Source organism: Ferrimonas pelagia, from assembly GCF_039543565.1.
In the GTDB taxonomy this organism is placed as follows: Bacteria; Pseudomonadota; Gammaproteobacteria; order Enterobacterales; family Shewanellaceae; genus Ferrimonas; species Ferrimonas pelagia.
Genome location: NZ_BAABJZ010000105.1, coordinates 110,952 through 123,869, shown reverse-complemented (window position 1 = coordinate 123,869; position 12,918 = coordinate 110,952). Strand labels below are relative to the sequence as shown.

At 59.2% G+C, this 12,918-nt stretch carries 5 protein-coding genes; all 5 read right to left on the bottom strand.

The features are described 5' to 3' along the window. Positions 1-181 precede the first annotated feature (181 nt). The 5 genes from ABEA08_RS20655 to ABEA08_RS20635 all read right to left on the bottom strand — a co-directional run bounded on the left by ABEA08_RS20655 (position 182) and on the right by ABEA08_RS20635 (position 12,628). Positions 182-1,669, bottom strand: coding sequence for a sulfatase family protein (locus ABEA08_RS20655; RefSeq protein ID WP_345337328.1), 1,488 nt, complete (start codon positions 1,667-1,669; stop codon positions 182-184). 66 nt (positions 1,670-1,735) lie between these two features. Further along, a complete protein-coding gene (locus ABEA08_RS20650) occupies positions 1,736-4,360 on the bottom strand; it encodes a glycoside hydrolase family 3 C-terminal domain-containing protein (protein WP_345337327.1) in 2,625 nt (874 codons plus the stop codon). A 486-nt stretch (positions 4,361-4,846) separates the two neighbouring features. After that, the gene (locus tag ABEA08_RS20645) at positions 4,847-6,409 is read right to left on the bottom strand and encodes a sulfatase family protein (RefSeq protein ID WP_345337325.1); all 1,563 of its coding nucleotides are present in this window, start codon (positions 6,407-6,409) and stop codon (positions 4,847-4,849) included. Positions 6,410-6,804: 395 nt separating this feature from the next. Continuing rightward, complete coding sequence (locus ABEA08_RS20640; protein WP_345337324.1) at positions 6,805-9,435, bottom strand: glycoside hydrolase family 3 C-terminal domain-containing protein; 2,631 nt, start codon at positions 9,433-9,435, stop codon at positions 6,805-6,807. A gap of 565 nt (positions 9,436-10,000) precedes the next feature. Then, positions 10,001-12,628 (bottom strand): glycoside hydrolase family 3 C-terminal domain-containing protein, encoded by a 2,628-nt coding sequence (locus ABEA08_RS20635; RefSeq protein WP_345337323.1) that lies wholly within the window; start codon positions 12,626-12,628, stop codon positions 10,001-10,003. Positions 12,629-12,918 lie beyond the last annotated feature (290 nt).

Genomic DNA, 12,918 nt, shown 5'->3' with positions numbered 1-12,918 from the left:
TTTAGGACTGATATCGCTGCTGGGTCATTATCAGCGGCTCAAAGGTTTAACTTGAACCGCCGTGGTACGGAACCGTATGCCCGGTGGTGTGAGAGGACGGGGGCCGCAAGGCCCCCTCCTACTCGATCCATGGCTCTGGGAGCGGCTTGGATCAAGGACGCCGTGGCTACAACGGCGTGTATTACTTTTGCCCGGGTCGGTTTTGCCAGCGCTCGCGCCAGGCGGGATCAAGCAGATTATGGGGCATGTCGTAGCGTGGCCGCAGGTTGGGCGGGCCAAATAGCGGGGTGACATTGTCTTGGTTCCACTGATCCCACAATTTCTGTAGGGTCTCGGCCCGCTCCGGGAAGCGTTGGATCAGGTTCTCCTGCTCGCTGGGATCGTCCCCCAGATAGTAGAGCGCCGGCTCACCCTTGGGCTTGAGGAAGAAGTCCCTGGCGCTGTGCACCAGCTTCCAATCGTCCTGCTGCACTGCCCAGTTGTGGCCGGTGCGCCAGAACAGAGCCTCGTGAGGCTTGGTAGTATGCTTGCCCTGCAGGTGGGGCAGCAGGTTGACGCCGTCGGTTACCTCGGGCGCTTGCCCGCCGGCTGCGGCCAATGCGGTGGGCAGCACGTCGATCTGCAGCACCGGATGGTCATACACCAGCCCCTTGGGCAGTTGGGCTGGCCATTGCATCAGGTAGGGGACGTGGATCCCGCCCTCAAGCAACTGGCCCTTCTGGCCGTTGAGCGGCAGGTTATAGGAGGCGTTGTTGCCCGGCTTGCCGCCGTTGTCGCTGATAAAGAACAGCAGGGTGTTGTCGCTCAGCCCGTGGCGCTCCAGCTGGGTCATAAAGCGGCCGACGTTGTCGTCCAACTCGGCCAGCATCGCCAGCAGACTGCGGCGCTGGTCTGCGCTGACATGGTAGCGGGGATCGTTACTCTGGTATTCCTCCGGCAGGCTCACCTCGATGTCGGCGACCTGATCATGGTAGCGCTGGGCCGCGTCGGTAGGGGCATGCACCGCGGTGTAGGACAGATACATGAAGAAGGGATCGTCCTTGTGGCGGTTAACGAAGTCGATCGCCTTGTCGGTGTAGAGCTCGGTCAGGAACATCTCCTCGCTCTTGGCATCCACTTGATCATCCCAGAAGGTCAGGCCGTAGTCGATGTGCTCCTGAGTCAGGTGCAGCTGGTTGCCCGGCTCGATGATCCCATAGTATTCATCGAAGCCCTTGTTGTGGGGCAGCTGCGCCTCGCTGTTGCCCAGGTGCCATTTGCCGAAGGCGAAGGTGCGATAGCCTAAACCCTGAAAGTGATGGGCGATGGTGGGCTCGGCCGCGGGCAGACCAAAATCCACCTCGGGATCGCGGGCGACGGCGCCGGGGCCCCAGTGCAGCTCATAGCCGATCCGCTGTTGATAGCGGCCGGTGACCAGTGCGGCGCGAGAAGGGCCGCACATAGGGGAGGTAACATAGCCTTTGGTCATCAACACGCCATTTTCGGCGATGGCGTCGATGTGCGGGGTGTGCACATCGGCGCTGGCGTGGGGGTAGGCGCTGACATCGGCGTAGCCGAGATCGTCCACGTAGATCACCACCACATTGGGTGGCGTTGGGGCCTCGCCGCTGGCGACGGCCGCCAGCGGTAGCAGCGCAGCAGGCAGTAGGCTGTTTCTGAGTTTATCCATGACTCTTATCCCGAATAAAACGCGGCCCGAATGGGCCGCGTGATAATGGTTTGCTCACAATGGTGGTTACTTCACGCGAACGGTTTCGCTCAGCGTGATGTTATCCGAGGCGTTACCGACGCGGATCTCATAACGGTCGCCCAGGGCCCAGTTCTTGGTCTTTTCATCCCAGTAGGCCAGCTCGGCCACATCGATGGAGAGCTCGACGGTCTCGGACTTGCCGGCTTTCACGCTGACGCGCTCAAACGCTTTGAGACGCTGCTGCGGCTTGTCGCTGCGGTCGAACTTGTCCACCACATACACCTGAACCACTTCGTCGCCATCGACCTTGCCAGTGTTGTTAACGCGAACGCTTAAGTCGATGGTGCCATCTGCTTTTACCTTCTTGGACTTGAGCTTGAGCTTATCCATCTTGAAGTCGGTGTAGCTCAGGCCGTGGCCAAAGGCCCACAGAGGCTCCTTATCGAAGTACCAATAGCTGCGACCCTTGGTGATGTCGTAATCGTCGAAGGCGGGCAGATCCTTCCAGCTGCGCGGGAAGGTCAGCGGCAGTTTGCCACCTGGGTTGTTGTCACCAAACAGGGTGTTGGCGATCGCCTCACCACCGCGCTCACCCGGGTACCAGGATTGCAGTACCGCCGGGATCCGGTTCTTCAGGAAGGGCGTCTCGATGGCGGAGCCGGACTGCAGCACCACAATGGTGTTGGGGTTGGCGTTGATCACGCCGCGCAGCATGTCGGTTTGCTCGCTCGGCAGACCCGGTGCCGAGCGGTCGACGGACTCACGCTCGAACTGGGTGGACAGGCCCATCACGGCGATCACCGCATCGGCCTGTTTGGCCACTTCCAATTCACCGCCCTCAAACTGGTTCTCCTCCAGCGGCAGGCGCCAGCCGAAGCTGATCTGATGCTCGTTGGCCCGGCTCGGTCGACCGGATTGCAGCTCTAGGGTGTAGCTCTGGTTGGCTTCAAACTGGAAGTCTGCCACGTGCTCCTGCTCATAAGAGCGGCCATGGGCGCGCATCACCACATTGTCGTTGATCTTCAAAATGGCGTTACCCCCGACGTGCTTAACCCGCAGGGTGTAGGTACCCGCCTGCGGTGGGATCAGCGTGGTGGTGTAGCGTACCCCATAGGCCTTGCCCAAGGATTCATGGGGTGGGGTGTCGGTCCAGTGCTGATCGATGTTCGGTGTCTTGCCGATGGCAACGGGTTCGCCGACGGCGTTGGAGTTGTCGTAGTACTGGGCTTGCCACACGCCCATGCCGTGGTCGTCCAGCAGGGTGATGTTGCTCATGTCGATGTGATCGAAGCCGGCCTCGGATCCGGTCCAAGGCACGTACAGCACCTCGACGTCGTCGCCGAGGTAGTCACGAATGCCTTGCAGCGGGGTGACCGGATCGGTGGCGGTGCCGGAGTAGGTGCCGTAATTGAGGCGCTCGGCGTTGGGGCCGATCACCGCCACGGTTTTCAGCGCCGACTTATCCAGCGGCAGCAGCGGGGTGCCATCAACCGGCTCGTTCTGCAGCAGGACGATGGATTTCTCCGCCAGCTCCAGCGCCAGATCCTTAAAGCTGGTCAGGGTTTCAAACGGAATGTCCTTCCACGGGGAGAGCTCCTCAGGATCGAACATGCCCAGCTTGAGGCCGACGGTCATCACGTTACGGAAGGCGCGGTCCAGCTGCGCTTGCGGCACCATGCCCTCTTCAACCGCTTGGATCAGCTCGCGGCGGAAGATGGAGGTGTTGTCCAGGTCCAGGGTCTGGGCGTTGAGGACCGCCGCGGCGGATTCTTTATGGCTGGGGTAGATCCCATGGCCTTCCAGGCCGCCTTGGCCGTAGCCCTCGGTCAGTAGGGCGACCGAGCCGTAGTCGGCCATCACCAGGCCGTCGAAGCCCCATTCGTCACGCAGCACGTCGTTGACCAGCCACTTGTTGGTGACTGCCGGTTCGCCGTTCACGGCGTTGTAGGCGGTCATGATGATGTGGGCGTTGCCCTCCTGCACCACCTGCTTGTAGGCCGGGAAGTAGAATTCGCGCAGCTGTTTCTCGCTGATCTCGGCGCTGGTGTAGAAGCGGTTGTGCTCCTCGTTGTTGGCAACGAAGTGCTTGGCGCCGGCGGCGGTCTTCAGGTACTTGGGATGATCGCCCTGCATGCCGGTGACATAGGCGGTGGCCATGGTGCCGTTCATCAGAGGATCTTCGCCATAGGCTTCTTGGGTGCGGCCCCAGCGTGGATCGCGGGCGACGTTGATCACCGGTGACCAGAACATCAACGGACCGGGCTGATCCACCTGATCGCGGTTGCCGTGGACGTTTGGCCCATTGTGGTACTGGGCGCGGGCTTCATCGGAGATCGCCGATCCCATGCGCTGCACCGCAATCGGATCCCAGGTCGCGGCCAGGCCGATGGACTGAGGGAACACCGTGGTGGCGTGCGGCGAGGTCAGGCCGTGCAGGGCTTCGCCAGGGGTGAAGGCCTTGAGGCCAAGGCGAGGCACGCCCTTATTGAACAGGGAGATCATATGGCCCTTCTCCTCGTTGCTCATCCGCGCCGAGATGTCATCCAGGCGGGCGTCGAAGGGCAGAGTGTGATCGTAGAAGGGGATCTCAGGCCGGGTGTCGGAGGCGTTGGCCAAGGCTGGTGCGATCAGCAATGCTACGCTGATGGCCGTCGCTAACTTAGATTTCATTATTATTTCCTTTCAAGATCCCCTGGGAGCGGTGATCAGAATGTGCTGGCTCAGAAAACGTTTGAGTGATTTTTTTTTGGCTTCACCGAGCCCATGCTGTGATTTGATTGCGGCTATCTAAATTGTTATCGATAACATTATTGCCATTTAATCATTAAGCGAAAGGGCACACCCCTTTCGTGTCAGTAAAGAACTGTAATGAAGTTGCAGGGGCTGCCGACTTTAGTGAACGCCCCTCGAACTATGGAAACGGGGAGGCGTCCAAATGGGCGCTTTGTGCTCTGGGTTATGTGTCGATCCGCAGGCGCGAGTCCAGGGGATGCCTGGCGCTCTGGGCGGTATCAGGCATGCTGCTGGGCGCAAGCGTTCTGCAGACGATTTGCTGCTACGGTTGTTCTCAGCGGTCGAACTTGGTCCGTACGCCACCTTTAGCGGTTTAAGGCCAAACAATGCCGGTCGGTGCGAACGGCCGGCATTAATGTGGACTTATTGGGATTCCAGTGCAGGCCAGCCGTCCGGTACTTCGTACTTCTTGCGCAGCTTCGCCAGCTCTTTCTTCAGCCGTTTGATCTCCAACTTATATTCCGGGTTGTCGATGGCGTTGTTGATCTCTTCCGGGTCCCGCTGGTTATCGTAGAACTCCCAGAATTCACCGTCCTCGAAATCCTTGCCGTAGAAGCGGATCAACTTAAATTGATCGGTGCTGACCCCTTCATGCGGTCGTACGTCGTGCGCTTCATCGACGTAGTGGTAGTACAGGCTCTTACGCCAGTCCTCCGGTGTTTCCCCTTTGAATAGGGGCACCAAGCTTTTCCCTTGTACGTCTTCTGGAATGTCGACGCCGGCGAGGTCAAGGAAGGTCGGCGCGAAATCGATGTTCTGCACCAGATCGGCATTCACCGATCCCGCTTTGACGGCGGCAGGCCAGCGCACGATCAGCGGGGTTGAGTAGCTCTCTTCGTACATAAAGCGCTTGTCGTACCAACCGTGCTCACCGAGGAAGAAGCCCTGATCGGAGGAGTACACGATGATGGTGTTTTCCGCCAGGCCGCTCTTCTCGAGGTATTCCATCAGCTCACCGATGCTTTCATCGATGGCGTAGCTCGTGCGCAGGTAGTCCTTGACGTAGCGTTGGTATTTCCACTCGAACAGTTCGTTACCGGTCAGCTTCTGCGCCAGGAAGGCGTCGTCCATCGGCTTGCGCTTGGCGTCCCAGGCACTGCGTTGCGCGTCCGTCATGCGCTGGTGCCAACGGGTGCCCCCCATCTGGGTGCCGTCCTTGGGATCTTCCATCTCCAGCACCTTAAGGTCATACCAAAACCCCAGGTTGTGATCGATGTGCATGGTCTGCATCGCCGCCGCCGGACGGTTTTCATAATCGTCGTACAGGGTGGCAGGCAGAGGCAGCTCGATGTCGTGCCACTTGTCGGCGTGACGGATCGCGGGGAGAAACTCGCGGTGCGGCGCCTTGTTCCACAGCGCCAGCATAAAGGGCTCACCGGATTGACGCTGCGACTCCATCCAGTCGATACCACGCTCCATGATCACATCGGTCACATAGCCTTCGACCTGGGTGCGCTTATTATTGTGGCCGGTGAAGATGGGGTTGTAGTAGTCGCCGCCCATGGGGAAGTAGTCCAGATGATCAAAGCCGCCCCAGCCGTGTCCCAAGTGGGTTTTGCCGATCAGAGCGGTCTTGTAGCCGCCTTGCTGCAGCAGCTTGGGGAAGGTTTGCTGATCGTGATCGAAGACGTTGTCTTTCTGATTGTTAAATTTGCCGTTTTTATGGCTGTGTTTGCCGGTCAGTACCGTGGCTCGGCTGGGGGCACAGATGGAGTTGCCGACATACGCGCGGTCGAATCGCATGCCCTGCTCGGCCATTTTGTCGATGTTTGGGGTGGGATCCAGCATCTCAAAACGGTCGTTATATGCGCCGATGGCCTGACGCGTATGGTCATCGTTGAACACGAACACGATGTTGGGACGCTGCGCTGCGTGTGCCGCGCTCAAGCTGCCCAGTATAACCAGTGAAAGTGCCGTTTTTTTCATTCTGTTCTCTCAGGTTCAAGGGGTCAGTTCGCCGTCCTGTGAGGGTGCTAACAGGGGGGAGGCGAGATCTGCAAATGACGTTGAACAGGCACCCATTGAAGGTACAGAGGGTTTGGTGGTGTGCGGTCCCGTTGAGCGTGAAACGATACGTCCGATCGACCTTTGGCCATTGACTGCGATTGATACCGCGTTGGACATGGGGTCGCCAGGCGTGGTGCTTTTCGGGCAAAGGCGGGCGATGTGTTCGCTCCCCTTCTCGCGCGCAGCATCAAACCACTGCTTTGCTTCGGTGCCGTTTTCTAGGGTTAAATCATGATCGCCTTAGCTTGAGCGCGCGGGCGTCATGACCACAGAGAAGGCGCCCATCAGGGCGCCTTAGGTGGTGTACTTTGCGGTTACTTCACGCGAACCGTGTCGGTCAGCTTGATGTTGTCCGAGGCGTTACCGACGCGGATCTCGTAGCGGTCGCCCAGGGCCCAGTTTTTGGTCTTCTCATCCCAGTAGGCCAGATCGGCTACGTCGATGGAAAGATTAACGGTCTCGGACTTACCGGCCTTCACGCTGACACGCTCGAACGCCTTCAGGCGCTGCTTCGGCTTGTCGCTGCGGTCGAACTTGTCGTGTACGTAAACCTGAACCACTTCGTCGCCATCCACTTTGCCGGTGTTCTTAACGCGCACGCTTAAGTCGATGGTGCCGTCCTGCTTCACCTTGTTGGACTTGAGCTTCAGCTTGTCCATGGTGAAGTCGGTGTAGCTCAGGCCATGACCGAAGGCGAACAGCGGCTCCTTGTCGAAGTACCAGTAGCTGCGACCTTTGGTCATGTCGTAGTCGTTGAACGGCGGCAGGTCATCCCAGGTCTTGACCCAAGTCAGCGGCAGTTTGCCGCCTGGGTTGTTGTCACCGAACAGGGTGTTGGCAATGGCGTTACCGCCCTGCTCACCCGGGTACCAGGCTTGCAGGATGGCCGGCACATTGTCCTTCAGCCAAGGGCTCTCGATGGAGGAGCCGGACTGCATTACCACGACGGTGTTCGGGTTGGCGTTCACCACGCTTTGCAGCATCTCGGTTTGTGCGGTTGGCAGGCCTTCGAAGGCGCGGTCAATGGACTCACGCTCGTACGCCACGGAAATGCCCATCACGGCGATCACGGCATCGGCTTTCTTGGCCACTTCCAGCTCGCCGCCTTCAAATTGGTTCGCCTCTTGCGGCTCCTGCCAGCCAAAGCGTAGGGCGTGCTCTGGGGCATTGGCGCGACGCATGGAGATCACAGTGAACTCGTAGGTCTGGGTGGCGTCCAGTTCGATCTCTTTGGTGAAGCGGGTCATCTCCGGGTTGTCACCGTGGTCACGGATCAACGGTGCACCGTTGACCTGAACCACGATGTCGCCACCCATGTGCTCGATGCCCAGGGTGTAGAGGCCGCTTTGTGGCGGAACCACGTTGGTTTTGTAGGTGACGGAGTAACGCTCGCGCTCGATCGCTTCGTGTGGCACGTCGTCGGTCCAGCTGAAGTCGATGTGAGCGACGTTTTCACGGCCGTCCGCAGCGCCACGGGCCATCTGATCGTTGTGATAGAAGGCGCGCCAGATCCCCATGCCCTGGTTATCCAGAGTGGTGATGTTGTCCATCGGGATGTGGGTCAGCTCGTTTTCGGTGTTGGACCAAGGCACGTACAGCACCTCGACGTCATCGCCCAGGTAGTCACGAATGCCTTGCAGCGGGGTGACCGGATCGGTCGCGGTGCCGGAGTAGGTGCCGTAGTTGAGGCGATCGGCGTTGGGACCGATCACGGCAACGGTCTTCAGTGCCGACTTGTCCAGCGGCAGCAGCGGGGTGCCGTCCACCGGTTCGTTCTGCAGCAGCACCATGGATTTTTCGGCCAGCTCCAGTGCCAGCTCTTTGTGGCTGGTCAGCAATGAGAAGGGCAGATCCTTCCAAGGAGACAATTCTTCCGGATCGAACATGCCCAGCTGTAGGCCGACGCGCATGGTGTTGCGGAAGGCGCGATCCAGGCTTTCGCTGCTGGCTTTGCCTTGCTTGATCGCCTTGATCGCTTCGTTACGGAAGATCCGGGTGTTGTCGAAGTCTAGGGTTTCGGCGTTTAGGACGGCGGCTGCCGCTTCAACGTAGTTTTCATAGATCTCATGGCCTTTGAAGCCACGCTCACCCCAGCCCTTGGTGGTCATCAGGATGGAGCCGTAATCGCCCAGCACGAAGCCGTCGAAGCCCCATTCACCACGCAGCACGTCTTTGACCAACCATTTGTTGTTCACCGCGGGCACGCCATTGAGGGCGTTATAGGCGGTCATGACGATCTTGGCGTTGCCCTCTTCAACCGCCTGCTTGTAGGCGGGGAAGTAGTACTCACGCAGCTGCTTCTCGGAGATATCGGCGTTGCCGTTGAAGCGGTTGTGCTCCTCGTTGTTGGCAACGAAGTGCTTAGGACCGGCAGCGGTCTTCAGGTAGGTCGGGTGGTCGCCCTGCATGCCCTGAATGTAGGCGGTAGCAAAGGTGCCGTTAAGCAGCGGATCTTCGCCATAGGCTTCCTGGGTGCGGCCCCAGCGAGGGTCGCGGGCGATGTTGATCACCGGTGACCAGAAGGTCAGTGGGCCCTTACGGCCACGCTGCAGGATAGGGCCGTTGTGATACTGGGCGCGGGCTTCATCGGAGATGGCATCACCCATGCGCTTCATCGCTTCTGGATCCCAGGTGGAGGCCAGGCCGATGGATTGCGGGAAGACGGTGGCGGCGTTATCGCGCGGGGCGGACAGGCCGTGCAGGGCTTCGCCGCCCATGTAAACCTTGAGGCCCAAGCGTGGCACACCCGGGTTCCAGATGGTGATCATATGGCCCTTCTCTTCATCGGTCAGGCGTGCGGACAGATCGTCCAGACGCTCCTCGATGGAGAGGGTGTGATCATAAAACGGGATATCGTACTGGGCGATCTCGGCGGCGGGCATGCCGGCGAAGACCGGGCTGCACAGCAGGGCCGCGGAAACGGCCAAGGCGGTTCTTTTTATCATGGTTTTTCCTAGGTTATTGCGCTACTGCCCGAGGGAACGACGGGCAATGACTCAGTTGAAAAGAGGCCAGATCGAACGCGGGTTATAAGTTTTCGCTGGCGACTGAATGCAAACAAGGCGCCTTGATGGGCGCCTTGATGGGATGAGGTGTTTGCTGTCAATGGGGTGCATGCAAAGCGCGGCAGGCCGTCTGAGCTGTGATTGAGCCAACCGACCCGAAGGGGGCTTTGAGTCTGGTGATTGGGCAGCCCTCTTTGGGTTCGCGCGGCAAATGCGGCGAAGACGGTGGGGGCTGTGAAGCTCAACGGCAGTTTCATTGGCTACTTCTATCCGTTTTTCATTAAAGACTGTGGTTGCAGTGAACGACAGGAGCGATTGCGGAGTGCGTATTTGGTTAGCGCTATCAGTGTGGTCATTTAATCACTAAGCCCAAGGGCATAGCCCTTCAAGGTCAGTAAAGAACTGTAATGAAGTTGCAAGGGGTGCTGGCTGCGGTGAACGTTACTCATATTTAGGGGCAGCAAAAAGGCGCCCGACTGGGCGCCTTGTGTCGTTGCTTCTGTGATTACTTGAGGCGAACGGTGTCGCTCAGCGTGGTGTTGTCCGAGGCGTTACCGACGCGAATTTCGTAGCGATCGCCTAGGGCCCAATCCTTGGTTTTCTCATCCCAGTAAGCCAAGTCGGCCACGTCGATGGAGAGCTTAACGGTCTCGGACTTGCCGGCTTTCACGCTGACACGCTCGAAGGCCTTCAGGCGTTGTTTCGGCTTATCGCTGCGATCGAACTTGTCCACTACGTAGACCTGTACGACTTCGTCGCCGTCAACTTTACCGGTGTTCTTGACGCGAACGCTTAAGTCGATGGTGCCGTCCTGCTTCACCTTGTTGGATTTGAGCTTAAGCTTGTCCATTTTAAAGTCGGTGTAGCTCAGGCCGTGACCGAAGGCCCACAGCGGCTCCTTATCGAAGTGCATGTAGGTACGGCCATTGGTGATGTCGTAGTCATTGAACGGTGGCAGATCACCCCAGCTACGAACCCAGGTCAGCGGCAGTTTGCCGCCCGGGTTGTTGTCGCCGAACAGGGTGTTGGCGATGGCGCGACCACCCTGCTCACCCGGGTACCAGGATTGCAGAATGGCGGGCACGTTGTCCTTCAGCCAAGGGCTTTCGATGGAGGAGCCGGACTGCAGCACGACGACGGTGTTCGGGTTGGCTTTAAGCACGCTGGCTAGCATCTCTTCCTGACCCGGTGGCAGGCCTTCCACGGTACGATCGTAGGCTTCACGCTCGTACTTAACGGAAATACCCATCACGGCGATCACGGCGTCGGCCTGTTTGGCTACCTCGAGCTCACCGCCTTCGAAGGTGTCATCCTGTTTTGGCAACTGCCAGCCGAAGCGCACCTGGTGTTTGCCTTCGTTGGTGCTGCGCATGGACACCACTTCGATCTCATAGGTCTGGTTGGCTTCCAGCCGCACCGGACGGATCTCGCGGTGATCCTGGCCTTTACGGTGGTGAGCGTCGATCACCGACACACCGTTGACCGATACCTTCGCCTCGGTGCCATGGTATTCGACGCCGAAGGTGTAGTCACCGCCAACAGAAGGGACGATCTGAGTGGTGTAGCGGGCGGAGTAGTGACGGCCGTTTTGGGACTCGTGTGGGTAGGTATCGAGCCAGTCGAAGTTGACGTCAGCGACGTTGTCGCTGGCAATCGGCTTACCGGCGGCTTGACCATTGTTGTAGTACTCGGCGCGCCAGATCCCCAGACCTTGGTTGTCCAGCAGGACGATGTTGTCCATCGGTACGGTCTGCAGTTCGTCTTCGTTCTCGGCCCAAGGCACGTACAGTACCTCGACGTCGTCGCCGAGGTAGTCACGAATGCCCTGCAGCGGCGAGATCGGATCTCTCGGGTTGCCAGAGTAGGTACCGAAGTTGACCATGTCGGCGTTAGGGCCGATCACCGCGACGGTCTTGATGGCGGACTTGTCCAGCGGCAGCAGTGGCTGCTCGGCCACCGGCTCGTTTTGCAGCAGCACCATGCCCTTCTCGGCGGCTTCCAGTGCAACGGCTTTGTGGGCGTCGCTGGCCATAATATCAAACGCCAGATCCTTCCATGGGCTCAGCTCTTCCGGATCCCACATGCCCAACTGCAGGCTGACCCGCATGGTGTTCTTAAAGGCGCGGTCGAACTTCTCTTGCGGCACCATGCCCTCTTCGATGGCCTGGACCAGATCGGTGCGGAACAGTGAGGTGTTGTCGAAGTCCAGGGTCTCGGCGTTCATCACCGCGGCGGCGGCGTCTTTGTAGGTGTCGTAGATCTCGTGGCCGATGTAGCCACGCTCACCCCAGCCCTTGCGAGTCATCATCACCGAGCCGTAATCGCCCAGTACGAAGCCGTCAAAGCCCCATTCGCCGCGCAGCACATCTTTCACCAGCCAGGTGTTGGTCACCGCCGGCTCGCCGTTGAGGGCGTTGTAGGCGGTCATGATGATCTTGGCGTCGCCCTCCTGCACCACCTGTTTGTAGGCGGGGAAGTAGTACTCGCGCAGCTGCTTCTCGGAGATATCGGCGTTGCCGTTGAAGCGGTTGTGCTCCTCGTTGTTGGCAACGAAGTGCTTGGCGCCAGCGGCGGTCTTCAGGTATTTCGGATGGTCACCCTGCAGGCCCTGCACATAGGCGGTGGCTTTGATGCCGTTGAGCAGTGGATCTTCGCCATAGGCTTCCTGGGTGCGGCCCCAGCGTGGGTCACGGGCGATGTTGATCACCGGTGACCAGAACATCAGCGGACCTTTGCGGCCACGGGGCATCACCGGACCGTGGTGGTGTTGGGCCCGGGCTTCGTCGGAGACGATGTCGCCGATGCGCTTCATCAACGCAGGATCCCACATGGAGGCCAGCATGGTGGATTGGGGGAATACGGTGGCGACGTTGTGCCGTGGTGAGGCCAATCCGTGCAGGGCTTCGCCGGGCTCGAACGCCAGCATGCCCATGCGTGGCACGCCTTCGTTCCATAGGGTCAGCATATGGCCCTTCTCCTCGTTAGTGAGGCGGGCGGTGATGTCGTCTAGACGCTCTTCGATGGGCAGGGTGTGATCGAAGAAGGGGATGTCGGGCTGGTTGTCGGAGACATTGGCCCAGGCAGGTGCCATGAGAAGTGCGGCACTGACCGCCGTCGCTAACTTAGATTTCATTGTGGTTTCCTTTCAAGATCTCTTGGGAGAGATGATCTGGCCGTGCGGGCTCACGAGATCGCTGTAACGATCGTCTACTACCGTGCTGCTTGGTTTCAGGGAGTGTGCCGTGCGCCACTTGTTTTGTTATCGCTATCAACGTTCGTTATTGAATCACTATTTTGAAAAAAAATGGGCAAGAAGTCGCTAGGGGATGGCTTTTTTTGCAGATTGGGTTGGGGGCTCATGAATCTGGTTTATGGTGAGTTGCCAGGCGTATGAGATTGGTTGCAGGCCAAGGGGGGGAAGCG

Bases quoted from the DNA above. Each gene is read 5' to 3' on its own strand.
- ABEA08_RS20645 (WP_345337325.1), bottom strand. From the start codon at position 6,409: ATGAAAAAAACGGCACTTTCACTGGTTATACTGGGCAGCTTGAGCGCG.
- ABEA08_RS20635 (WP_345337323.1), bottom strand. From the start codon at position 12,628: ATGAAATCTAAGTTAGCGACGGCGGTCAGTGCCGCACTTCTCATGGCA.
- ABEA08_RS20655 (WP_345337328.1), bottom strand. From the start codon at position 1,669: ATGGATAAACTCAGAAACAGCCTACTGCCTGCTGCGCTGCTACCGCTG.
- ABEA08_RS20650 (WP_345337327.1), bottom strand. From the start codon at position 4,360: ATGAAATCTAAGTTAGCGACGGCCATCAGCGTAGCATTGCTGATCGCA.
- ABEA08_RS20640 (WP_345337324.1), bottom strand. From the start codon at position 9,435: ATGATAAAAAGAACCGCCTTGGCCGTTTCCGCGGCCCTGCTGTGCAGC.